Genomic DNA, 23,613 nt, shown 5'->3' with positions numbered 1-23,613 from the left:
ATTCGGTGCATGTCGTACTCGCCGGTGGGGGGACCGCCGGCCACATCGAGCCCGCGCTCGCCCTCGCGGACGCCCTGCGCAGGCAGGACCCCACCGTGGGGATCACGGCCCTCGGCACGGAGCGCGGACTTGAGACCAGGCTGGTACCCGAGCGGGGGTACGAACTGGCCCTCATCCCCGCCGTCCCGCTGCCGCGCAAACCCACCCCTGAACTGATCACCGTCCCTGGCCGGCTGCGCGGCACCATCAAGGCCGCCGAGCAGATCCTGGAGCGTACGAAGGCGGACTGCGTCGTCGGCTTCGGCGGCTATGTCGCCCTGCCCGGCTATCTCGCCGCCAAGCGGCTCGGGGTGCCGATCGTGGTGCACGAGGCCAACGCCCGTCCCGGCCTCGCCAACAAGATCGGCTCACGGTACGCGGCGACCGTCGCCGTCTCCACCCCCGACAGCAAGCTGCGCGGCGCCCGCTACATCGGCATTCCGCTGCGCCGTACGATCGCCACCCTCGACCGCGCACGGGTACGCCCCGAGGCGCGCGCGGCCTTCGGCCTCGACCCCAACCTGCCGACGCTGCTGGTCTCCGGCGGCTCCCAGGGGGCCCGCAGGCTCAATGAGGTGGTCCAGCAGGCGGCGCCGCTCCTCCAGCGCTCCGGGATCCAGATCCTGCACGCGGTCGGTCCGAAGAACGAAATGCCGCGCGTGGACAACATGCCGGGAATGCCGCCCTACATCCCGGTACCGTATGTGGACCGGATGGATCTCGCCTACGCCGCGGCGGACATGATGCTCTGCCGCGCGGGCGCGATGACCGTCGCCGAACTCTCCGCCGTCGGGCTCCCCGCCGCCTACGTACCGCTGCCGGTCGGCAACGGCGAACAGCGGCTCAACGCCCAGCCGGTGGTGAAGGCGGGCGGCGGACTGCTGGTCGACGACGCCGAACTGACGCCCGAATGGGTCCAGGGTCATGTGCTGCCGGTGCTGTCCGATCCGCACCGGCTGTACGAGATGTCCCGCGCGGCTGCCGAGTTCGGCCGCAGGGACGCGGACGAGTTGCTCGTCGGCATGGTGTACGAGGCGGTCGCAGCGCGCCGTCAGGCATAGGGAGGCAGGGCAGTGGCCGGACCGACGACCGCCGAGCGTGGTGCGGTACGTACCGAGTCGGAATCCGGCCGCCCCCGTTCGGGCCGGTCCCCGGACCGCCGTTTCCGGCTTCCCGGCCGCCGCTTTCTGCTTCTTCTCAGTTCCGTGATCGTGCTCTGCGCGGGGGGAATCTGGCTGCTTTACGGCTCCGCGTGGCTGCGGGTGGAGCAGGTGAGGACTTCGGGACTTGAGGTGCTGAAGCCCGCCGACGTGGAAGCCGTGGCGGGAGTTCCGATCACCGAGCCGCTGATTTCCGTCGACACGGAAGCGATTGAGCGTCGACTTCGCCAGAAGCTGCCGCGTATCGACTCGGTGGATGTCGAACGGTCATGGCCGAACGGCATCGGTCTGAAAGTGACGGAGCGAAAGCCCGCGCTGCTTATCGAAAAGGGCGCAAAGTTCATCGAAGTGGACGCGCAGGGTGTGCGTTTCGCGACCGTCGAGAAGGCCCCGAAGGGTGTACCGCTGCTGGAATTGACGGTGGATCAGTCTCCCGGTGTGGGACGCTTCGGCACTACACGCCTGATCTCCGAAGCGGTACGCGTCAGGGACGAACTCCCTGGCAAAGTCGCCGAGGACACCAGGGTGCTGAAGGTCCGTTCGTACGACTCCATCTCACTGGAGTTGAGCGGCGGGCGCACGGTGATGTGGGGGAGCGGCGAGGACGGCGGCGCGAAGGCGCGGGCTCTCACCGCTCTCATGAAAGCAGTTCCGAAGGCGGCGCACTTCGATGTGAGTGCGCCCACCGCCCCTTCCGTATCAGGGAGTTGACGCGCATATGTGCTGACCAGGACCCTGGTTGGTCACCCACGCGCGTGATCACATAGGGTGAAAAGAAAAACGGGAGGTTCGGCGTGTTCGTTGAACGTGCGCCACGTGTCGACTTAGTGTCCTGTTCGGAAGAGTCCAAGAAGCAGACACTCTGGTAACCCTAAACTTCAACGTTAGGGTTCGGGTCGGCGTTCCGGACCGTCCCATCGGCATCAGTCGTCGCCCCGCGGCAACAGCGAAGCGACGACACGTAACTCGAGGCGAGAGGCCTTCGACGTGGCAGCACCGCAGAACTACCTCGCAGTCATCAAGGTCATCGGTGTCGGCGGCGGTGGTGTCAATGCCATCAACCGAATGATCGAGGTCGGCCTCAAGGGCGTCGAGTTCATCGCGATCAACACCGACGCACAAGCCCTGTTGATGAGCGACGCCGACGTCAAGCTCGACGTCGGCCGCGAACTCACCCGCGGACTCGGCGCCGGAGCGAACCCGGCAGTCGGCCGCAAGGCGGCGGAGGACCACCGCGAGGAGATCGAGGAGGTCCTCAAGGGGGCCGACATGGTCTTCGTCACCGCCGGCGAAGGCGGCGGCACCGGCACCGGCGGCGCTCCCGTCGTCGCCAACATCGCCCGCTCGCTCGGCGCCCTCACGATCGGCGTCGTCACCCGACCCTTCACCTTCGAGGGCCGGCGGCGCGCGAACCAGGCCGAGGACGGCATCGCCGAACTCCGCGAAGAGGTCGACACCCTCATCGTCATCCCCAACGACCGCCTGCTGTCCATCTCGGACCGACAGGTCAGCGTCCTGGACGCGTTCAAGTCCGCGGACCAGGTGCTGCTCTCGGGTGTCCAGGGCATCACCGACCTCATCACCACGCCGGGTCTGATCAACCTCGACTTCGCCGACGTCAAGTCCGTGATGTCCGAGGCCGGATCGGCCCTCATGGGTATCGGCTCGGCGCGTGGCGACGACCGCGCGGTGGCCGCCGCGGAGATGGCGATCTCCTCGCCGCTCCTGGAGGCCTCCATCGACGGCGCGCGTGGTGTGCTGCTCTCCATCTCCGGCGGCTCCGATCTCGGTCTCTTCGAGATCAACGAGGCCGCCCAGCTGGTGAGTGAGGCCGCGCACCCCGAGGCCAACATCATCTTCGGCGCCGTCATCGACGACGCCCTCGGTGACGAGGTACGGGTCACCGTGATCGCGGCCGGCTTCGACGGCGGACAGCCGCCGACCCGGCGCGAGAGCGGACTCACCTCGGCCAAGCGGGACGAGCAGCCGGCCTACCGCGCCTCCGCCCCCGAGTCCGACTCGGGCCGCCCCTCCGGCGGACTCGGCACGGTCCCCTCGCGTGACGAGGCGCCCGCTCCCGAGCCGGCTCCGGCGGTCAACGAGAAGCCGCTGCCGCCGGTCGCGCCGCCGCACGTCCCGCCGGCCCGTCCGTACCAGGACACCCAGGCCGAAGAGCTGGACGTTCCGGACTTCTTGAAGTGATAGGACAGCACGACACGTTGGGCTCGACGGGCGGCGCCCACTTCGCCTTCACCGACAGGTGGGGCGGGGTGAGCGCCGCTCCGTACGAGCGGCTCAACCTCGGCGGCGCGGTCGGTGACGACCCCGCCGCCGTACGTGCCAACCGGACAGCCGCCGCTCAGTCCCTCGGACTCGACGCCGCGCGAGTCGTCTGGATGAACCAGGTGCACGGCCGCGATGTCGCGGTGGTCGAAGGTCCCTGGGAATCGGACGAGATCCCGGCTGTCGACGCCGTGGTCACCACCCGCCGGGGGCTCGCCCTCGCCGTACTCACCGCCGACTGCGTCCCGGTCCTGCTGGCCGACCCGGTGGCGGGAGTCGCCGCCGCCGCGCACGCCGGACGCCCCGGAATGGTCGCGGGAGTCGTCCCGGCCGTGGTCGAGGCGATGGTCGCGCGGGGCGCCGAGCCCTCCCGGATCACCGCCCGCACCGGGCCCGCCGTCTGCGGGCGCTGTTACGAGGTCCCCGAAGACATGCGGGCCCAAGTTGCCGAAGCCGTACCGGAGTCGTGGTCCGAGACCAGTTGGGGCACCCCCGCGGTCGACGTGACCGCCGGGGTGCACGCGCAACTCGCGGCGCTCGGGGTGGAGCACCGGCACCCCTCGGAGATCTGCACGGTCGAATCGGCCGACCACTTCTCGTACCGCCGCGACCGCACCACCGGACGGCTCGCCGGATATGTCTGGCTGGGAGCGTCATGACCGAACGCGCGGCGGAACTCGCCGAAAATCTTCACAAGGTGGAGAACCGGATCGCGTCCGCGTGCGCGGCGGCCGGTCGCGAACGGGACGAAGTGACCCTGATCGTGGTCACCAAGACCTATCCCGCGAGCGACGTCCGGCTGCTGCACGAACTGGGTGTGCGGCATGTCGCCGAGAACCGTGACCAGGACGCGGCGCCCAAGGCCGCCGCGTGCGCGGATCTGTCGCTCACGTGGCACTTCGTGGGTCAGTTGCAGACCAACAAAGTCCGTTCCGTGGCCGGTTACGCCGATGTCGTGCAGTCTGTCGACCGGCTCAAACTCGTCTCGGCGCTGTCCGCCGCCGCGGTGCGCGCGGACCGGGAGATCGGTGCGCTGATCCAGGTGGCGCTCGACGCCGACTCGGGTGCGCGCGGTGAGCGCGGCGGCGTCGCCCCGGACGGAATCGGGGAGTTGGCGACGGCCGTCGCCGGGGCGCCGGGGCTGCGGCTGGACGGCCTCATGACCGTGGCGCCGCTCGCCGGGTTGTACGCCGATCGCCAACAGGCGGCGTTCGAGCGTCTGCTGGAATTGTCATCCCTGCTGCGCGAGGACCATCCTGCTGCGAACATGGTGTCAGCAGGGATGAGTGCGGACCTCGAAGCAGCCGTGACGGCCGGAGCGACACATGTGCGCGTCGGTACGGCGGTACTCGGAGTCCGCCCCCGGCTCGGGTAACGTCGCGAAGCAAGTCGGACCACAGCACAAAATATGGTCATTTCCGCCAAATGGTGGATCGGCCACGTGGATCGAGGGCACTTGGTGACGAGGCCGATCCACCACAGAGCGGAGGACTCAGAGCATGGCCGGCGCGATGCGCAAGATGGCGGTCTACCTCGGCCTCGTGGAGGACGATGGGTACGACGGCCGGGGTTTCGACCCCGATGACGACTTCGAACCCGAGCCCGAACCCGAGCGTGAACACCGGCGCCACCAGCCGGTGCGCCAGGTCGAACGGGACGAACCGGTACGAGTGGTGCAGCCTCCTCCGCAGCGTGAACGGGAGCGTCAACCGGTGCCGGTAGCGGCAGAAAGTGGACGTCCTGCCCGAATCGCCCCCGTGGCATCCATCACACCTGAACGCCCCAGCCTGGAGAAGAACGCACCAGTGATCATGCCCAAGGTCGTCTCCGAACGAGAGCCCTACCGCATCACCACACTGCACCCGCGGACCTACAACGAGGCCCGTACCATCGGGGAACACTTCCGCGAAGGCACCCCGGTGATCATGAACTTGACCGAGATGGACGACACCGATGCGAAGCGACTTGTCGACTTTGCCGCGGGACTAGTCTTCGGTCTCCATGGCAGCATTGAGCGCGTGACGCAGAAGGTGTTCCTGTTGTCGCCTGCTAACGTCGATGTCACGGCGGAGGACAAGGCCCGAATCGCAGAGGGCGGGTTCTTCAACCAGAGCTGAGATTCGACACCGGGAACGACCCGGCCGCGAGGCCGGACCAGAGAAGCCAGGGGAGAGGGAAGCGCGGGATGAGCGTTGCGCTACAGGTGGTCTACATCGCGCTGGTGTGCTTCCTCATCGTGCTGATCTTCCGGCTGGTCATGGACTATGTCTTCCAATTCGCCCGCTCATGGCAGCCCGGCAAGGCGATGGTGGTCGTTCTGGAGGCCACCTACACTGTCACCGATCCACCGCTCAAGCTTCTGCGGCGGTTCATTCCGCCGCTGCGTCTCGGGGGCGTGGCACTCGACCTGTCCTTCTTCGTTCTGATGATCATCGTGTACATCCTCATTTCGGTCGTAAGCGGCCTTGCGAGGGCAATGTGAACGATACGGTCTTGCCGACTGCCGACGACTACGTAGAGGTGAAGAAGAGATGCCGTTGACCCCCGAGGACGTGCGGAACAAGCAGTTCACGACCGTCCGCCTCCGAGAAGGCTACGACGAGGACGAGGTCGATGCCTTCCTAGACGAGGTCGAGGCCGAACTGACGCGCCTGCTGCGCGAGAACGAGGATCTGCGCGCCAAGCTGGCCGCCGCGACGCGTGCCGCCGCGCAGAACCAGCAGCAGCAACAGCAGCAGGGGATGCGCAAGCCGCCGGAGCAGCAGGACAGGCCCGGTGCGCCCGTCCCCGCCGCCATATCCGGACCGCCGGTACAGCAGCAGCCCCCGCAGATGGGCCAGCCCCAACTGCCCGGTGGCCCCCCGCAACTTCCCGCCGGCCCCGGCGGACATGGTCCCGGCCCGGGTGGACACCCCGGCCACGGTCCCGGTCCGCAGGGTCAGCACGGTCCCGGTCCCATGCAGGGCGGCCCCATGCAGGGTCAGATGCAGGGTGGTCCGATGCAGGGCCAGATGCCCGGTGGGCCCGGTGGCCAGATGCAGGGCGGTCCCATGGGTGGCCCGATGGGCGGCCCCATGGGGCACGGCCCGCAGCCCGGTCAGGGCGGCCCCGGCGGCGACAGCGCGGCGCGTGTGCTCTCGCTGGCGCAGCAGACCGCCGACCAGGCGATCGCGGAGGCCCGTTCCGAGGCCAACAAGATCGTCGGTGAAGCGCGTTCGCGTGCCGAGGGTCTGGAGCGGGACGCCCGTGCGAAGGCGGACGCCCTTGAGCGGGACGCGCAGGAGAAGCACCGCGTGGCGATGGGCTCCCTGGAGTCCGCACGCGCGACGCTGGAGCGCAAGGTCGAAGACCTGCGTGGCTTCGAGCGCGAGTACCGGACGCGGCTGAAGTCCTACCTGGAGAGCCAGCTGCGTCAGCTGGAGACCCAGGCGGACGACTCGCTGGCCCCGCCGCGTACGCCGGCCGCGGCCTCGCTGCCGCCGTCGCCGTCCATGGCGTCGGCCGGTGCGGGCGCGATGGGTCACACCATGGGTGGCAACCCGTCCATGGGTGGTGGGCACGGCCCCTCGTCGGGCGCACCGTCGTACGGCAACCAGCAGCAGATGTCCCCGGCGATGACCCAGCCGATGGCACCGGTACGGCCGCAGGCGCCGCAGCCCATGCAGCCGATGCAGCAGGCGCCGTCGCCGATGCGGGGGTTCCTGATCGACGAGGACGACAACTGACGGGTGTGGGGCGCGGGAGCCGCGCACAGCCGTCGGCAGGCTGAAGGGCCGGGCCCGGGGTATCGCACCCCGGGCCCGGCCCTTTTCGCATGCGGGTCGCTGCGCGTGCAGTTCCCCCACCCCGCCCCTTCCCGAAACCGGGGGCAGGGCCCCCGGACCCCCTGCGCCCCGCGACCGCCAGCCGCTGCGCGACGGCGACTTGGGTCCGATGCCCTGGCGGGCGCGGGCCGGGGTGCTTGTTCGTCGCTGTGCGGTGGGGCCTTGGGCCCACCGGGGGTGGGACCGTGCGGCGGTGCAGCTTCGCACTGGTGGGTCGTTGCCTGGGCGGTAGTTGGGGGGGGCCGGGGGCTTGCCCCCGCCCCCCGCGCCGTCAGACCTTCCGGAGGTGGAACGTCAGTGACAGGCCCTCGTCCGTGAACGCCGGGCCGAACGTCGCGTCCGGTGGGGACGGGGTGAATTCCAGGGCCAGGACCTCGTCCGAGATCAGCGACGTGTGCGTCGACAGCGCCGCCCGCGTCTCGTCCGTCGTCGTCGACCAGCGCACGGCGATACGGTCCGCGACGTCCAGGCCGCTGTTCTTGCGGGCCTCCTGGATCAGGCGGATCGCGTCGCGGGCCAGGCCGGCGAGGCGCAGTTCCGGGGTGATCTCAAGGTCCAGCGCCACCGTCGCACCCGAGTCGGACGCGACCGACCAGCCCTCGCGGGGCGTCTCCGTGATGATCACCTCGTCCGGGGCCAGCGAGACCGGTTCGCCGTCGACCGTGACCGACGCCGTGCCGGCGTCACGCAGCGCCGCGGAGAGCGCCGCCGCGTCCGCGTCGGCGACCGCCTTCGCCACCGCCTGGACCCCCTTGCCGAAACGCTTGCCCAGCGCCCGGAAGTTGGCCTTCGCCGTCGTGTCGACCAGCGAGCCGCCGACCTCCGCGAGCGACGCCAGCGACGAGACGTTCAGCTCCTCCGTGATCTGCGCGCGCAGTTCGGGCGACAGTGTCTCGAAGCCCGTCGCAGCCACCAGCGCGCGGGACAGCGGCTGGCGCGTCTTCACGCCCGACTCGGCCCGCGTCGCGCGGCCCAGCTCCACCAGTCGCCGTACCAGCGCCATCTGCCGGGACAGCGCGGGGTCGATCGCCGACAGGTCGGCCTCGGGCCAGGTCGAGAGGTGCACCGACTCCGGCGCGTCGGGCGTGACCGGGACGATCATGTCCTGCCAGACCCGCTCGGTGATGAACGGGGTGATGGGCGCCATCAGCCGGGTGACGGTCTCGACGACCTCGTGGAGTGTGCGCAGGGCCGCCTTGTCGCCCTGCCAGAAGCGCCGGCGTGAGCGGCGTACGTACCAGTTGGACAGGTCGTCGACGAACGCCGACAGCAGCTTGCCGATCCGCTGGGTGTCGTACGCGTCCATCGCCTTCGTGCTCTGGTCGACCAGCGCGTGCAGCTCGCTCAGCAGCCAGCGGTCGAGCACGGGCCGCTCGGCCGGCGCCGGGTCGGCCGCGGACGGCGCCCAGCCGGTCGTGCGCGCGTACAGGGCCTGGAAGGCGACCGTGTTCCAGTAGGTCAGCAGCGTCTTGCGGACGACCTCCTGGATCGTCGTGTCACCGACCCGCCGCGCGGCCCAGGGCGAGCCGCCCGCCGCCATGAACCAGCGCACCGCGTCGGCGCCGTGCTGCTCCATGAGCGGGATCGGCTGGAGGATGTTGCCCAGGTGCTTGGACATCTTCCGGCCGTCCTCGGCGAGGATGTGCCCGAGGCAGACCACGTTCTCGTAACTCGACTTGTCGAAGACAAGAGTGCCGACGGCCATCAGCGTGTAGAACCAGCCGCGTGTCTGGTCGATGGCCTCCGAGATGAACTGTGCGGGGTAGCGCTTCTCGAAGAGGTCCTTGTTCTTGTACGGATACCCCCACTGCGCGAACGGCATCGAACCGGAGTCGTACCAGGCGTCGATGACCTCGGGGACGCGCGTCGCGGTCTCTCCGCAGGTCGGGCAGGGGAAGGTCACCGCGTCGATGAACGGGCGGTGCGGGTCGAGCGACGACTGGTCCGCGCCGCTCAGCTCGGTCAGTTCGGCGCGCGAGCCCACACAGGTGAGGTGCCCGTCCTCGCACGTCCAGATGGGCAGCGGGGTGCCCCAGTAGCGGTTGCGGGACAGGGACCAGTCGACGTTGTTGTTCAGCCAGTCGCCGTACCGGCCGTGCTTGACCGAGTCCGGGAACCAGTTGGTCTTCTCGTTCTCCTCAAGGAGGCGGTCCTTGACGGCGGTTGTACGGATGTACCAGGACGGCTGCGCGTAGTAGAGCAGGGCCGTGTGGCAGCGCCAGCAGTGCGGGTAGCTGTGCTCGTACGGCACGTGGCGGAACAGCAGCCCGCGCGCGTCCAGGTCGGCGGTGAGCGCTTCGTCGGCCTTCTTGAAGAAGACGCCGCCGACCAGCGGCAGGTCCTCCTCGAACGTGCCGTCGGGGCGCACCGGGTTCACCATCGGCAGGCCGTACGCGTTGCAGACCACCAGGTCGTCCGCGCCGAACGCGGGGGACTGGTGGACCAGACCTGTACCGTCCTCCGTCGTCACGTACGCCGCGTTGACGACGTAGTGCGCCTCAGAGCCCTCCGGGAAGGCGACGAGCGCGAACGGGCGCTCGTACGTCCAGCGCTCCATCTCGCGGCCCGTGAAGCGCTCGCCGGTCAGTTCCCAGCCGTCCTCACCGAGCGCCTTCTCCACCAGCGGCTCGGCGACGACGAGCTTCTCGGTGCCGTTCGTCGCGACGACGTACGTGACGTCGGGGTGGGCGGCGACCGCCGTGTTGGACACCAGGGTCCAGGGGGTGGTCGTCCAGACGAGCAGCGCCGCATCGCCCGCCAGCGGCCCGGAGGTCAGCGGGAAGCGGACGAAGACCGAGGGGTCGACGATCGTCTCGTAGCCCTGCGCCAGCTCGTGGTCCGACAGGCTCGTCTGGTCGCGCGGGCACCAGGGGGCGACGCGGTGGTCCTGGACGAGCAGGCCCTTGTTGAAGATCTCCTTCAACGACCACCAGACGGATTCGATGTACTCCGGGTTCATCGTCTGGTACGCGTCGTCCAGATCGACCCAGTAGCCCATGCGCGTCGTCAGTTCGGCGAACGCGTCGGTGTGCCGGGTCACGGACTCGCGGCACTTGTCGTTGAACTCCGCGATGCCGTACTTCTCGATGTCCTGCTTGCCGGCGAAGCCCAGCTCCTTCTCGACGGCGATCTCCACCGGCAGGCCGTGACAGTCCCAGCCGGCCTTCCGCGCGACGTGGTAGCCGCGCATCGTACGGAAGCGCGGGAAGACGTCCTTGAAGACGCGGGCCTCGATGTGGTGCGCGCCGGGCATGCCGTTGGCGGTCGGCGGGCCTTCGTAGAAGACCCACTCGGGGCGGCCCTCGGACTGCGCGAGGCTCTTGTCGAAGACCTTGTTCTCGCGCCAGAAGGCGAGCACGGCGTGCTCCAGCGCGGGCAGGTCGACCTGGGCGGGCACCTGGCTGTACTGCGGTGGCGTCATGGACGAAACTCCTCCAACGGAACTGCGACATCTCCGTCGGAGGGACGAGAGCCCTGGGCCCCCGCGGTACCACCCTCCTTGGCCCCGGGCGTGGCCGCCCTCGGCCCCCTCATTGGGGTCGCGCTGCCGGGTCTACTCACCCCGCGTACTGCCAGGGCTTTCTTCCGGCGGCTCCGGGGTGATGCTTCACTCCGCCCGTGCCCCCGGGCTCACACCGTCCCCGGGTCGCTCATGGCCGCTCTCGGAGCTACTCGTCCCCATCCACGCCTCTCGCTGGGGCCAGTGTACGGCCCCGCCGCATGGCCCCGCCGCTGACCCGAATGGTCCGGCGGGCCCCGTGGAGTTCCCCGGACGACCTCCGCGGCGGATTACCCGGCGGGGAGCTGGGCACAACCGATGGAGGCTCGCCTTGCCACCGGCGGAGGCGGGTCTCACCGGCGGCGTGCCCCGTTGCCGCGTGGCTGGTGTCGATTTATCGTCCCAGCACGACTCGCGTGCAAGATCACAAAATGTGAAGGGGACGCGGCCATGGTGGCGAAGAAGACCGCCGCGAAGAAAACAGCCGCGAAGAAGACAGCGGCCAAGAAAGCGGCTGTGAAGAAGTCAGCCGCCAAGAAGGCCGCTGCCAAGAAGACGCCGGCGACGAAGGCACCGGAGCGAGAGAGACCGGCGACGCACGCACCGGCCGCGGAGGAGACCGCCGCGGCCGAGCCGGAGCACCAGGCACCTGCGAAGAAGACCGCGGCGAAGAAGGCGGCGCCTCGTAAGAAGGCCGCCGCCAAGAAGGCCGCGAAAAAGGCCGCGTCCGCGGTCGAGGGGGCGGCCGAGGCCGCGGAACAGACGGGAGCCAAGACGGTGGCAGCGAAGAAGACAGCGGGTAAGCGGCCGGCGGCGGCCACAGGAGGCACGGCGACCGCGGTGCCACCCGTGCGCGGCGTCACCCCGGCCGGGGAGCTCGCCGTACGGCCCGGCGAGGACCCGTGGACGGCGGAGGAGGTCGCCGAGGCGCGGGCCGGTCTGGAGAGCGAGGCGGCCCGGCTGAACGCCGAGATCTCCTCCTCGGAGCAGGCGCTCGCCGGCCTGATGCGGGACTCCGGCGACGGCGCGGGTGACGACGACGCCGACACCGGCACCAAGAACATCACCCGCGAACACGAGATGTCCCTCGCCGCGAACGCCCGCGAGATGGTGGAGCAGACGGAGCGTGCGCTGCTGCGCCTGGACGCCGGTACGTACGGTCTCTGCGAGGTCTGCGGCAAGCCGATCGGCAAGGCCAGGATGCAGGCGTTCCCGCGGGCCACGCTGTGTGTCGAGGACAAGCAGAAGCAGGAAAGGCGCGGCTGAGACCGTACGTGTGTGCCGTACCCTCGTCCCTAGTCGGGATCTAACTTGAGGGACTCACGTGGCAGAGGCGGAGCGCGTCATCGGTACGCCAGATGTTGACGACGAGGGCGCGGCTCCCGCCGAGCCGGTCCGGGGAAAGCGCAAGATCGTCGCGCTTTTCTCCGTGGCACTGGTCGCCTATCTGCTCGACCTCGGCAGCAAGATGCTCGTGGTGGCGAAGCTGGAGCACCACGAGCCGATCCAGGTGATCGGTGATCTGCTGAGGTTCGAGGCGGTGCGCAACGCGGGCGCGGCCTTCGGTATCGGCGAGGCGTACACCGTCTTCTTCACGTTCGTCGCGGCGACCGTGATCGTGGTGATCGCGAGGCTGGCCCGCAAGCTCTACAGCGGGCCGTGGGCCTTCGCGCTCGGTCTGCTGCTCGGCGGGGCGCTCGGCAATCTGACCGACCGGATCTTCCGCGATCCCGGAGTGTTCAAGGGCGCCGTCGTGGACTTCATCGCGCCGGCGAACTTCGCGGTGTTCAATCTCGCCGACTCCGCGATCGTCTGTGGTGGCTTCCTGATCGTGATCCTTTCCTTCCGGGGGCTCGACCCCGACGGGACCGTCCACCGCGACTGACCACGTCGACCGGGTCCCGCCCAGAGGCCGTGCACGCTGTCCGTGGGCGGTCGAGCGGTGCGGGCAAGGCATACTCGTCGGGTGAGCACCGTTCCCGATATCCGCACCCTGCCCGTTCCCGATGGCCTTGAGGGCGAGCGCGTCGACGCCGCCATCGCCCGGATGTTCGGGTTCTCCCGTACGAAGGCGGCCGAGCTGGCCGCCGCCGGGAAGGTGCAGGTCGACGGCGCCGTGGTCGCCAAGTCCGAACGGGTGCGGGGCGGCGCCTGGCTCGAGGTGGAGATGCCGGCGCCCGCCGCTCCCGTGCGCGTCGTGGCGGAGCCGGTCGAGGGCATGGAGATCGTGTACGACGACGACGACATCGTCGTGGTCGTGAAGCCGGTCGGCGTGGCCGCGCACCCGAGCCCCGGCTGGACCGGCACGACCGTCATCGGCGGTCTCGCCGCCGCCGGCTACCGCGTCTCGACGTCCGGCGCCGCCGAGCGGCAGGGCGTCGTGCACCGCCTCGATGTCGGCACGTCCGGGCTGATGGCCGTGGCCAAGTCGGAGCGCGCGTACACCTCGCTCAAGGCGCAGTTCAAGGAGCGGATTGTCGACAAGCGCTACCACGCGCTGGTGCAGGGACATCCGGACCCGATGAGCGGCACGATCGACGCGCCGATCGGGCGGCATCCGAACCATGACTACAAGTTCGCCGTGACCGCCGAGGGCAAGCCGTCGGTCACGCACTACGACCTGATCGAGGCCTTCCGGTCCGCCTCGCTGCTGGACATCAAGCTGGAGACGGGCCGTACGCACCAGATCCGGGTGCACATGGCGGCCCATCGCCACCCGTGCGTGGGCGATCTGACGTACGGCGCCGATCCGACGCTGGCCAAGCGCCTCGGGCTGACCCGGCAGTGGCTGCACGCGATGAAGCTGGGGTTCGAGCACCCGTCGGACGGCCGCTGGGTGGAGTTCGAGAGCACGTACCCGGACGATCTCCAGAGCGCCCTGGACAAGGTGCGCGCCGAGAGCAACGCCTGACCACCCGCGCCGCGGCGTTGCGCCGGCGCCTTCGCGCGTCAATCGTTAGGAAACTTTCCCAACACTCTTGACGGTGATTGGAAACAACCTTAACTTTCACTCACTTGCTGTCATGCCACTGACAGCCGAACTCCCGCACCGGACCCCACCCGAAGGGAGCACCACCCCCATGTCCCAGCGCCCCACCTCCCGTCTTCGAGGACGCCGCGGCCGTAAGACACTCCTCGCCCTCTCCGCACTCGGCGTCGTCACCGCCATGCTGTCCCCCATGAGGGCAGGCGCGGCCACCGCACCCACCGGCACGGCCGCACCCGCCGGTGCCGCCTCCCCCATCGGCGACAACGGCCAGCTCAAGGTCTGCGGCACCCGACTCTGCAACAGCCAGGGCCAGGCAGTGCAGTTGCGCGGCATGAGCACGCACGGCACCCAGTGGTACGCCCAGTGCGTCACCGACGGCTCGCTCGACGTCCTCGCGAACGAGTGGCGCGCCGATGTGCTGCGCGTCTCCACATACGTACAGGAGGGCGGCTACGAGACCGACCCGCAGCGCTTCACCGCGCTCGCCCAGAAGTTCGTGGACGGCGCGAACCAGCGCGGGATGTACGCCGTCATCGACTGGCACATGCTCAGTCCCGGCGACCCCAACTTCAACCTGGAGCGCGCGAAGACCTTCTTCACCGCCATGGCGAAGAAGTACAAGGACAGCCCCGGCGTCCTCTACGAGATCGCCAACGAGCCGTCCGACGTGAGCTGGGGGACCGTCAAGTCGTACGCCGAGCAGATCATTCCGGTCATCCGGGCCCAGGACCCCGACGCCGTCGTCCTCGTCGGCACCCGTGCCTGGTCCTCGTTCGGCGTCTCGGACGGCGCCGACGAGAAGGAGGTCGTCAACAACCCGGTGAACGCCTCCAACATCATGTACACCTTCCACTTCTACGCGGCGTCGCACCGGGACGAGTACCTGGCGGCGCTCGACCGGGCGTCGGACCGACTGCCCGTCTTCGTCACCGAGTTCGGCACCCAGAACTACGCGGGCGAGGGCGCCAACGACTTCGGCCAGTCACAGCGCTTCCTCGACCTGATGAAGCGGAAGAACATCTCCTGGACCAACTGGAACTACTCCGACGACCACCGCTCCGGAGCCGTCTTCAAGGAAGGCTCCTGCAACGCGGGCAACTTCTCGGGCACCGGCGTGCTCAAGGAGGCCGGGGTCTGGATCCGGGACCGGATCCGCGAGTAGCGGTCACGGCGGCGCCGGCGGTCGGCGGCGTCGCGCCGCCGGAACAACGTCTCCTCGCGGTCCGCAAGCGGGCCGCGAGGAGCGGTGCCTCGGCGGTATCCGCCCGTGTGCGTGGCAGGGTTGAGAGGCCTTGATCGTCAGGGCTCACGACTCCGGAGGGCGCACCGTGGCCCAGTTGGCGCTGCTGCTCGTGCTGTTGCTGGGCGCCGTGGTGACGGTGCCTCTCGGGGAGCGGCTCAATCTGCCGTCGCCGGTGCTGATGACCCTCCTCGGGATCGTGCTGGCCCTGCCGCCCTTCGTACCGAACATCGACGTACCGCCGGACCTGATCCTTCCGCTGCTGCTGCCGCCCCTGCTGTACGCGGCCGTACAGCGAACCTCCTGGCGGCAGTTCACCGCCAACCGGCGGCCGATCTTCCTGCTCGCCGTGGCGCTGGTCTTCGTCACCATGGCGGCCGTGGCGAGCGTGGCCAACTCCGTCGTCCCCGGACTGCCGCTGGCCGCCGCGTTCGTCCTCGGCGCGCTCGTCGCACCGCCCGACCCGGTCGCCGCGACCGCCGTCGCCGGATCCCTGGGACTGCCCCGGCGGCTCATCTCCATCCTGGAGGGCGAGGGGCTGTTCAACGACGTCACGGCGATCGTGCTCTACCACGTGGCCGTCGCCGCGGTGGTCGGCGGCACGTTCTCCTGGTCGGACGCGGCCGGGACGCTGGTGCTCTCCGCCGTGGTCGCCGTCGCCGTGGGAGTCGCGCTCGCCTGGCTCTCGAACAAGGTCATGGCGATGCTCGGCGACGCGCCCCTCCAGGTCGGGCTGAGCCTTCTGGTGCCGTTCGTCAGCTACGTACTCGCGGAGGAGTTGCACGGCTCCGGCGTCCTGGCAGTCCTGACCACCGCACTCTTCCTCGCCGAGCACACCGCCGACGCCGACGACGTGATGGGACGGCTCGCCGGGAACACCTTCTGGGAGATCATCGACATCCTCGTCACCGGCATCGCCTTCGGCCTCATCGGGCTCGAACTGCACAGCGCCTTCGGCCGGGCGGACGGCCACCTGGGGGAGACGCTCGGCTGGTCGGCCGTCGTCGTCGGGGTCGTCGTCGGCGTACGACTGCTGTGGCTGCTCCCCGCGGTGTGGGTCACCAAGCGGCTGCACAAACTCCGGGACTACGACGAGGAGATCCCCGTCAGCTGGCGCGAGACCGTCGTCATGTGGTGGGCCGGGATGCGCGGGGTGGCCTCGGTCGCGCTGGCGCTGGCCATCCCGCTGAAGACCGACGACGGGGCGCCCTTCCCCGGCCGTGACGTGATCATCTTCATCGCCTTCGCCGTCATCCTGACGACGCTCGTCTTCCAGGGACTCACCCTGCCGTGGCTGGTGAAACGCCTCGGCGTACGGGCCGACACCGAGGCCGAACGCGGCTTCGAGCACGTACTGGCCGTACGCGCCGCCAAGGCCGCCAAGCGCCGCCTCAAGGAGATCGAGGAGGTCGAGGACCTGCCCGAGGAGCTGAGCGAGCGGCTGGCCCGCGGGGCGTTCGACATCGGGGCCCGGATCAGTCCGGACGTGGTGGACGACGAGCGGCGCGACTGGTTCGCCAAGCGCAGCCAACGGGTCAGGACCACACAGCGGATCCAGCGCGAGATGATGTCGGCGGCCCGGCACGAGGTCCTTGCGGCGCGCAGCGAACCGAACGCGAACCCGGAAGTGGTGGACCGGGTGCTCAGGTATCTGGACGTACGCAGCATGCGGTGACGCTTTCGCCGCCGGCGGTCTCCGCCGTGGGTCTCAGCCCCGGCCGGTGCGCGGGTCCCCGTCGGCGTTCTCCGTCACCGCCGGATCGGGTTCGTGGTGCTGCCCGCTGTGCCCCACGGCGCCGTTCCGCCCGCCGGCCGGCAGCACCGCCGCCTGTGCGGTGGCGATCCGCGGCAGCGCGTACGGATGCTCGTCGGCCAGCCACGCGATCAGCTGCTCCCGCACCGCACAGCGCGCCGTCCAGATGTCGTCCGCGTCCTTCGCCGTGACGACGGCCCGCACCTCGATGGTGCTCGCGGTGGTGTCGGTGACGGCCAGACTCCAGTCCCGGCCGTCCCAGGCCGCGCACTCCTGAAGGATCTCGTGCAGCTTCTCGCGCATCAGGTTGACCGGCGCCGAGTGGTCGAGCTGGAGGAAGACCGTGCCCGTCATCTGCACCCCGCCGCGCGACCAGTTCTCGAACGGCTTGCTCGTGAAGTACGACACCGGCATCGTGATCCGGCGCTCGTCCCAGGTCCGTACGGCGAGGAAGGTGAGCGTGACCTCCTCGACCACACCCCATTCGCCGTCCACCACGACCGTGTCGCCGATCCGCACCATGTCGCCGAAGGCGATCTGGAAGCCGGCGAAGAGATTGCCGAGCGTGGACTGCGCGGCGACACCGGCGACGATGCCGATGATGCCCGCGGAGGCGAGCATCGACGTACCGATCGTCCGCATGCTGGGGAAGGTGAGCAGGATCGCCGCGACCGCCACCACGATCACCACGGCCGTCACGATCCGCATGATCAGCGTCACCTGCGTACGGACCCGGCGGAGCTTCGCACGGTCGCGTGCCGAGGTCGCGTAGCGGGCGTACGTCGACTCCACGGCGGCCGACACGATGCGTACGACCAGCCAGGCGCCGGAGCCGATCAGGATCAGGGTCAGCACGCGGCCGATACCCGACTCGTGGTTCTCGACGATCCACCACCCGGTCTCGCGGTACGCCGCGCACAGCAGCGCGGTGAGGACGACGACCTGGAGCGGCAGCCGGCAGCGCCGCAGCAGTCCCCACAGCGGGGTTTCCGGGTGCCGGGCGTCGGCGCGGCGCAGCAGCAGGTCGACGACCCAGCCGAGCAGCAGTGTCAGGACGACCGCGCCACCCAGCACGGTCAAGGGTCGCAGTACGTTCTCCATGGCTCCGGATTCGGACGAGGGGGCCCACCTGGCAGGATGGGCGGATGGACGTCGTTCTCTTTCATTCGGTCCACGGGCTGCGCCCGGCCGTGCACGCGGGGGCCGAACGGCTGCGCGCAGCCGGACACCACGTGCACGTGCCCGACCTCTTCGAGGGCCAAACCGCCGGGAGTGCCGAGGAGGGCAGGGACCTCAAGGAGAAGATCGGCTCGGACGAACTGCTCAGGCGCGCCGTCCTCGCCGTGGCACCCTACTCGGAGCGCGGTCTGGTGTACGCGGGATTCTCCTTCGGCGGGGCCGTCGCCCAGACGCTGGCGCTGGGGGACTCGAAGGCCCGCGGGCTGCTGCTGATGCACGGCACGTCGGACATCGCCGCGAACGCGTCCGTGGACGACCTGCCCGTACAACTGCATGTCGCCGACCCGGACGTGTCCGAGCCGCACGACTGGCTGAACACCTGGTATCCGCGTATGCGCCAGATCGGGGCCGACGTGGAGATCTACCGGTACCGGGGCGTCGGGCATCTCTACACCGACCCGGACCTGCCGGACTACGACGAGTCGGCCGCCGAGCAGACCTGGCGCACGGGGCTGGCGTTCATCGACTCGCTGGCCTGACAGCGGTGGGTGTTCCGGCGGGTGTTCAGTCGCGTGTGCAGCGGCCCGTGGTGCCGCCGTCCGGCGTCGGGCTGCAGAGGTACTGCCGGTCGGTCGCGGCGTCGCTGATGTAGCGGCCCACACAGGTGCTGTTCGTGTCGAGGCCGCGGGTGCGGCACCAGGCGACGGCGTGCGAGCCGCTGTTGAAGCCGGAGACGTAGAACATCCAGTAGCCCGACGTCAGCGAGGCGTGGTCGTCGCTGTCCAGGTACCGGGCGTTGGCGATGCCCTTGCCGCGCAGCGCCGCCGCCTGCTTGTCGCGGGCGCCGGTGCCCGCGGACTTCTCCGTGGAGGCGAGCTGCGCGACCCAGTTGCCGGTGAGGTCGTCGCCCGACGGCTCGTCGTCGCTGCCGCTGTCGTCCTTGTCCGGTGTCGCCGAGGGCGTCGCCCGGTCCGGGCCGGGCGACGGCCCGTCCGCCGTGTCCGGCGCCTCCGTCGAAGCCTCGCCGGAGGGACTGCTCGTCCCGCCGCTCGTCTCACCGCCCTTCCCCTCGGACGGCGAGCCGGAATCGTCCCGGAGTGCGAAGACCAGCGCGGTCGCCGCCACGAGCGCGACGGCCGTGGCGACCGCGGCGATGACCACGGGCGTACGGCCGCTCCGTTCGGGAGCCGCGGGCTGACGCCGCGTCGGGGCGGCGGCCCTGTCCTCCGCCGCCCGCTGCGGGTCGGCGGGCGGTGGCGGCTGCGGCGGAGGCACGGCGGCGTTGAGGGTCGGCAGCGCCCAGTCCGGTGCGGCGCCCGACTCGACCTGGGCCAGCATCTGATCCAGCCGGGCGGCGTCGGGCCGCGCGGCGGGGTCGCGTACCAGCAGCGCGTTCAGTACGGGCGCGAGCGGCCCGGACCGTACGGGCGGCGGCACCGGCTCGTCCAGTACGGCGGCGAGCGTGGCCAGGGTCGTGGCGCGGCGCAGCGGACTGACGCCCTCCACGCAGACGTACAGCGTCACCCCCAGCGACCACAGGTCCGACGCGGGGTCGTCGTCGTGGCCCCGGATGCGCTCGGGGGCGAAGTACTCGGGCGAGCCGACGAGTTCACCGGTCGCCGTGAGTGAGGTCGAGCCCTGGAGAGCCGCGATGCCGAAGTCCGTGAGCACCGCGGTGCCGTCCTCGCGCAGCATGACGTTGGCCGGCTTCACATCGCGGTGCTGGATGCCGACCGCGTGGGCGGCCCGCAGCCCGGACAGCACCTGGCGGCCGATCCTGGCCGCCTCCACGGGGTGCGACACGCCCCGCGCCAGCCGGTCCTGGAGCGTGACGCCCGGCAGCAGCTCCATGACGATCCATGGATGAGGGCCCACGTCCACGATGTGATGGATCGTCACCACATGCGGGTGGCTGATCCGCGCCAACGCCCGTGCCTCGCGCAGTACTCGCTCCCGCAGCAGGTGTACGGCGCCGGGCGTCGCCGACGCCAACGCGGGGTCGGGGGGCCGGACTTCCTTCAGCGCCACCTCGCGGTGGAGCACCGTGTCACGTGCCCGCCACACCGTGCCCATGCCGCCGCTGCCGAGCCGCTCCAGCAGCTCGAACCGCCCGTCGATGATCCTGTACTCGTCGCCCCCGGTCATGGGGCTCAGCGTACGGGCCACCGAGGGGCGGCCCGCACGCTGTTACGCCTTGGATGCCACTCGGTGACCGCGTGGCGTCACGCGGCGAGTGCCTTGGTGATCGCCGCCGTGTACTCCTGGGTGGTCATCGGGGCGTTCTTGCTGCCCGCCGCCGTGACCTTCTTCCCGTCCATCCGGAGCGTCGGGGTGCCCTCCACGCCGCTGTTGTCGAACGTCGCCGACATCTTCATCGCCCAGGCGTCGAACGTGCCGTTCTCGACGTTCTTCTTGAACGCCGCGTTGCCCTTGAGCCCGTCCACCGAGTCGGCGATCTTGAGCAGGGCGCTGTCGTCGGCGAACTTGTCGTCGCTCTCGCTGGGGTGGTTCTGCTGCGAGTAGAGCGCGGCCTTGTACGCCGAGAACGCCTCGGGGCTCACGTCGAGCGCGGCGCCCAGCGCGGACAGCGCGTTCTTTGAGCCCTCGCCGTTGTCCGAGTTGTCGATGAACGTGGCGCCGATGTACTTGATCTTGTACTTGCCCGCGTCGACGTCCTTCTGGATCGTGGCGCCGACCTGCTGCTCGAACGTCGCGCAGATCGGGCAGCGGGAGTCCTCGTACAGCTCCAGGGTCTTCTTGGCCTCGGGCTTGCCGATGACGACGGTCGTGCCGTTCGCGCCGGAGGTGTTCTTCGGGGCGGTGACGGCCTTGGTGTCCTTGGCCGCCTCCCAGTGCGAGGGCTTGTTCGCCTGGACGACGCCGTATCCGACGCCTCCGGCGATCGCCAGGATCGCGACGGTCGATCCGGCGACGACGACCTGGCGGCGGGCCCGGTCCTTCCTCGCCTGCCGCTCCCGCTGCTCGCGCAGCCGCTCGCGGGCGGCTGCCTTGTTGGCGTTGCTGTTGCGTGCGCTCATGGTGGGTCACTCCGTGTGGGGTCGAACGAGTCGCGCGGGCGCGGATGGGTCTGCGCCGCTACGCGGGGACGGACGGCGGCCGGAAGCGGCTGCCGACGTGGTGCTCAGGCCGGGAGAAGGGCCGAGCGCGGTGGTCCCCGTCGTCCGACGGAGTGCGCGAACAGAAGCGTGCGGGAGGCGCGCGGGAGGCCGGCGGGGCGCGGGAAGCGCCGTACCGTACGGCGGACCGTGCCGGCCACGGCGACCGCGACCAGCAGCGGCCGGAAGGCGAAGCCGGCGATCGCCCGCACCAGGCCGGCCAGTGCCGCCTCGCCCCGGCGCAGCCAGAGCGAGGCGAGCAGACCGATCGCGACATGGGTGGCGAGCAGCAGCCAGGGCAGCGCGGGGTCGGGCGAGCCCAGCAGGGTGGCCGCCGCGCCGTCCGGTGAGGCCACGGGCGAGACGCCGGGCAGCGGGGAGCCGAAGGCGCCGCCGCACAGGACGTCGAAGCCGACGGAGCGCAGGGATCCCGCGACGGGCCCGCCGGCGGGGCCGTAACAGACGTTCTGGCCGGTGGTGAAGATGGTGTCCGCGGCCAGTTCCAGCGGGACGAGCAGGGCCGCGATACGCCAGAAGCCCCGTTCGCGGCCCGCGAGGGCGTACGAGACCGGGAACACGACGGCGCACAGGACGGCGACGACGGACAGCGGGAGCGGGGCCCGCGACAGCAGCACATGCGAGCCGGCGGACAGCGTCACGGCCAGAGCCGTGAACAATGCCGCCCGCAGCGCTCTGAGCCGTGCCGCCGATATGTCCATCGTCGCCGAGTGTGCCACGAGTGTGTGTAAGGGGCCCCTAAGGTCTTCGCCGCCCCCGATCGGATCCGGCCGGTCGTGGGCGGCGGAGGACCGGGTCAGGGCCGGTCAGGGCGCGTCAGCTGCCGCCGAGCTGCCCGTTGCGGAAGAGGTCCACGAAGATCTGGTGGTCCGAGCGGGCCCGCGCCCCGTAGCTGTGGGCGAACTCCACCAGCAACTCGGAGAAGCCCTCCTCGTCGGCCGCGATCGCCGCGTCGATGGCCCGCTCCGTGGAGAACGGCACCAGCGAGTGGCCGCTCTCGTCGTCCGCCGCCCCGTGCATCGTGGCCGTCGCCCGGCCGAGGTCGGCGACGACGGCGGCGATCTCGGCCGGGTCGTCGAGATCGGACCAGTCGAGATCGACCGCGTACGGGGAGACCTCGGCGACCAGCTGGCCCGCGCCGTTCAGCTCGGTCCAGCCGAGCCACGGGTCGGCGTGCGCCTGGAGCGCGCGCTGCGAGATCACCGTGCGGTGGCCCTCGTGCTGGAAGTAGCCGCGCACCTGTTCGTCGGTGATGTGCCGGGAGACGGCGGGGGTCTGCGCCTGCTTGAGGTAGATCACGACGTCGTTCTCCAGCGCGTCGCTGTTGCCCTCCAGCAGGATGTTGTACGAGGGCAGGCCCGCCGAACCGATACCGATGCCGCGCCGTCCCACCACGTCCTTCACCCGGTACGAGTCGGGGCGGGTCAGGCTGGACTCCGGCAGGGTCTCCAGATAGCCGTCGAAGGCTGCCAGGACCTTGTAGCGGGTGGCGGCGTCCAGCTCGATGGAGCCGCCGCCGGGCGCGAAGCGGCGCTCGAAGTCGCGGATCTCGGTCATCGAGTCGAGCAGCGCGAAACGGGTCAGCGAGCGGGCGTCCCGCAGCGCGTCCAGCAGCGGGCCGCTCGCCGTGTCCAGCGTGAAGGGCGGCACCTCGTCGTTCTTCGCGCCGGTGGCCAGCGCGTGGATCCGCTCGCGGTAGGCGGTGGCGTAGATCCGGACCAGCTCGCTGATCTGGTCGTCGCTGAGGGCCTTCGTGTAGCCGATCAGCGCGAGGGAGGCGGCCAGTCGCTTCAGGTCCCAGGTGAACGGTCCTACGTAGGCCTCGTCGAAGTCGTTGACATTGAAGATCAGCCGGCCGTTCGCGTCCATGTACGTGCCGAAGTTCTCGGCGTGCAGATCGCCGTGGATCCAGACCCGGCCCGTCCGCTCGTCCACATACGGACCGCTGTGCCGCTCCCGCGCCAGGTCGTTGTAGAACAGGCACGCCGTGCCTCGGTAGAAGGCGAAGGCGGAGGCGGCCATCTTGCGGAACTTGACCTGGAAGGCCGCCGGATCAGCGGCGAGCAGGGCACCGAAGGCGGTGCCGAACACGTCGAGGATCTCCTCCCCTCGCTGCTGGTCAACGGCTTCGACCGGGCGCGGGACCGACATCGGTGGTGCCTCCTGGAACATGACGAACGGGGCGGACGACTGGGCGGATGAACGGGCACGCCACCCGCCTCGGGCGACGGCACCGTCAGTACTGGCAACGCACGAACGTACCGGTGCGTGCCCGTCCGGCGCGGGTCGACCCGGAGGTTCGTGCGACCCCGTCCGGCCCGCCGGGATTGTCAGTGGGCGGTCGTAGACTTCGAGGCTGTCCCCCCGGGGCAGCTCTCGCTCGTCCGCTCGTTTCGCTGGAGGCCTCAGCCGTGACCAAGCCGCCGTTCACGCATCTGCATGTCCACACCCAGTACTCGCTGCTGGACGGTGCGGCGCGGTTGGGGGACATGTTCAAGGCGTGCAATGAGATG

Annotated in this window: 21 protein-coding genes; 15 read left to right on the top strand and 6 right to left on the bottom strand. The window is 70.1% G+C overall.

Annotated elements, in window-relative coordinates; genetic code table 11:
• Nucleotides 1-5 precede the first annotated feature (5 nt).
• From murG to ACIBLA_RS31265, 8 genes are all read left to right on the top strand, one after another.
• Complete coding sequence (gene murG, locus ACIBLA_RS31300; RefSeq protein ID WP_363246486.1) at nt 6-1,100, top strand: undecaprenyldiphospho-muramoylpentapeptide beta-N-acetylglucosaminyltransferase; 1,095 nt, start codon at nt 6-8, stop codon at nt 1,098-1,100.
• Between the two features lie 12 nt (nt 1,101-1,112).
• A complete protein-coding gene (locus ACIBLA_RS31295) occupies nt 1,113-1,910 on the top strand; it encodes a cell division protein FtsQ/DivIB (RefSeq protein ID WP_399200561.1) in 798 nt (265 codons plus the stop codon).
• Nucleotides 1,911-2,186: 276 nt separating this feature from the next.
• Complete coding sequence (gene ftsZ / locus ACIBLA_RS31290) at nt 2,187-3,401, top strand: cell division protein FtsZ (protein ID WP_363246488.1); 1,215 nt, start codon at nt 2,187-2,189, stop codon at nt 3,399-3,401.
• Complete coding sequence (gene pgeF, locus ACIBLA_RS31285) at nt 3,398-4,141, top strand: peptidoglycan editing factor PgeF (protein WP_399200560.1); 744 nt, start codon at nt 3,398-3,400, stop codon at nt 4,139-4,141. The genes ftsZ and pgeF overlap by 4 nt, the downstream gene beginning before the upstream one ends.
• A complete protein-coding gene (locus ACIBLA_RS31280; RefSeq protein ID WP_363246490.1) occupies nt 4,138-4,857 on the top strand; it encodes a YggS family pyridoxal phosphate-dependent enzyme in 720 nt (239 codons plus the stop codon). The genes pgeF and ACIBLA_RS31280 overlap by 4 nt, the downstream gene beginning before the upstream one ends.
• Nucleotides 4,858-4,981: 124 nt before the next feature.
• Entirely contained in the window at nt 4,982-5,599 is a 618-nt protein-coding gene (locus ACIBLA_RS31275; protein WP_078077795.1) for a cell division protein SepF, read from the top strand.
• A 68-nt stretch (nt 5,600-5,667) separates the two neighbouring features.
• The gene (locus ACIBLA_RS31270; protein ID WP_078077796.1) at nt 5,668-5,964 is read left to right on the top strand and encodes a YggT family protein; all 297 of its coding nucleotides are present in this window, start codon (nt 5,668-5,670) and stop codon (nt 5,962-5,964) included.
• A 49-nt stretch (nt 5,965-6,013) separates the two neighbouring features.
• The gene (locus tag ACIBLA_RS31265; RefSeq protein ID WP_363246491.1) at nt 6,014-7,207 is read left to right on the top strand and encodes a DivIVA domain-containing protein; all 1,194 of its coding nucleotides are present in this window, start codon (nt 6,014-6,016) and stop codon (nt 7,205-7,207) included.
• A gap of 370 nt (nt 7,208-7,577) precedes the next feature.
• On the opposite strand, the gene ileS is transcribed toward ACIBLA_RS31265, so the two are convergent.
• Entirely contained in the window at nt 7,578-10,727 is a 3,150-nt protein-coding gene (ileS, locus tag ACIBLA_RS31260; RefSeq protein ID WP_399200559.1) for an isoleucine--tRNA ligase, read from the bottom strand.
• 528 nt (nt 10,728-11,255) lie between these two features.
• Between ileS and ACIBLA_RS31255 the strand changes: the two genes are divergently transcribed.
• The 5 genes from ACIBLA_RS31255 to ACIBLA_RS31235 all read left to right on the top strand — a co-directional run bounded on the left by ACIBLA_RS31255 (nt 11,256) and on the right by ACIBLA_RS31235 (nt 16,709).
• Complete coding sequence (locus ACIBLA_RS31255; RefSeq protein WP_363246494.1) at nt 11,256-12,071, top strand: TraR/DksA C4-type zinc finger protein; 816 nt, start codon at nt 11,256-11,258, stop codon at nt 12,069-12,071.
• A 58-nt stretch (nt 12,072-12,129) separates the two neighbouring features.
• Nucleotides 12,130-12,690 carry a signal peptidase II gene (gene lspA / locus ACIBLA_RS31250; protein WP_363246495.1) on the top strand — a complete coding sequence of 187 codons (561 nt, stop codon included), beginning with the start codon at nt 12,130-12,132 and terminating at the stop codon, nt 12,688-12,690.
• 81 nt (nt 12,691-12,771) lie between these two features.
• The gene (locus tag ACIBLA_RS31245; protein WP_363246496.1) at nt 12,772-13,716 is read left to right on the top strand and encodes an RluA family pseudouridine synthase; all 945 of its coding nucleotides are present in this window, start codon (nt 12,772-12,774) and stop codon (nt 13,714-13,716) included.
• A 169-nt stretch (nt 13,717-13,885) separates the two neighbouring features.
• On the top strand, nt 13,886-14,956 hold the full coding sequence (locus ACIBLA_RS31240; RefSeq protein WP_399200558.1) for a glycoside hydrolase family 5 protein: 1,071 nt from the start codon (nt 13,886-13,888) through the stop codon (nt 14,954-14,956).
• 166 nt (nt 14,957-15,122) lie between these two features.
• Entirely contained in the window at nt 15,123-16,709 is a 1,587-nt protein-coding gene (locus tag ACIBLA_RS31235; protein WP_363246498.1) for a Na+/H+ antiporter, read from the top strand.
• Nucleotides 16,710-16,742: 33 nt separating this feature from the next.
• Here the strand turns inward: ACIBLA_RS31235 and ACIBLA_RS31230 are convergent, their stop codons facing one another.
• Nucleotides 16,743-17,888: a mechanosensitive ion channel family protein gene (locus ACIBLA_RS31230; protein WP_399200557.1), complete on the bottom strand. Its 1,146-nt coding sequence runs from the start codon at nt 17,886-17,888 to the stop codon at nt 16,743-16,745.
• A 44-nt stretch (nt 17,889-17,932) separates the two neighbouring features.
• Here ACIBLA_RS31230 and ACIBLA_RS31225 point away from each other — a divergent pair, with 44 nt between their 5' ends.
• A complete protein-coding gene (locus ACIBLA_RS31225; RefSeq protein WP_399200555.1) occupies nt 17,933-18,505 on the top strand; it encodes a dienelactone hydrolase family protein in 573 nt (190 codons plus the stop codon).
• A 25-nt stretch (nt 18,506-18,530) separates the two neighbouring features.
• Here ACIBLA_RS31225 and ACIBLA_RS31220 read toward each other — a convergent pair whose 3' ends face one another.
• The 4 genes from ACIBLA_RS31220 to ACIBLA_RS31205 form a co-directional block, all read right to left on the bottom strand.
• On the bottom strand, nt 18,531-20,111 hold the full coding sequence (locus ACIBLA_RS31220) for a serine/threonine-protein kinase (RefSeq protein ID WP_363246501.1): 1,581 nt from the start codon (nt 20,109-20,111) through the stop codon (nt 18,531-18,533).
• A gap of 77 nt (nt 20,112-20,188) precedes the next feature.
• Entirely contained in the window at nt 20,189-21,004 is an 816-nt protein-coding gene (locus tag ACIBLA_RS31215) for a DsbA family protein (protein WP_363246502.1), read from the bottom strand.
• 104 nt (nt 21,005-21,108) lie between these two features.
• Nucleotides 21,109-21,801, bottom strand: coding sequence for a hypothetical protein (locus tag ACIBLA_RS31210; RefSeq protein ID WP_363246503.1), 693 nt, complete (start codon nt 21,799-21,801; stop codon nt 21,109-21,111).
• A 115-nt stretch (nt 21,802-21,916) separates the two neighbouring features.
• Nucleotides 21,917-23,251, bottom strand: coding sequence for a DUF2252 domain-containing protein (locus ACIBLA_RS31205; protein ID WP_363246504.1), 1,335 nt, complete (start codon nt 23,249-23,251; stop codon nt 21,917-21,919).
• A gap of 260 nt (nt 23,252-23,511) precedes the next feature.
• On the opposite strand from ACIBLA_RS31205, the gene ACIBLA_RS31200 reads away from it, so the two are divergent.
• The coding region (locus ACIBLA_RS31200; protein ID WP_399200590.1) for a PHP domain-containing protein at nt 23,512-23,613 on the top strand (102 nt) is incomplete at its 3' end.

It is taken from the genome of Streptomyces sp. NPDC050433 (genome assembly GCF_044458565.1).
Taxonomy (GTDB): domain Bacteria; phylum Actinomycetota; class Actinomycetes; order Streptomycetales; family Streptomycetaceae; genus Streptomyces.
Note: the sequence above shows the minus strand (reverse complement) of the source record. Positions and strands in the feature narration are given on the sequence as shown.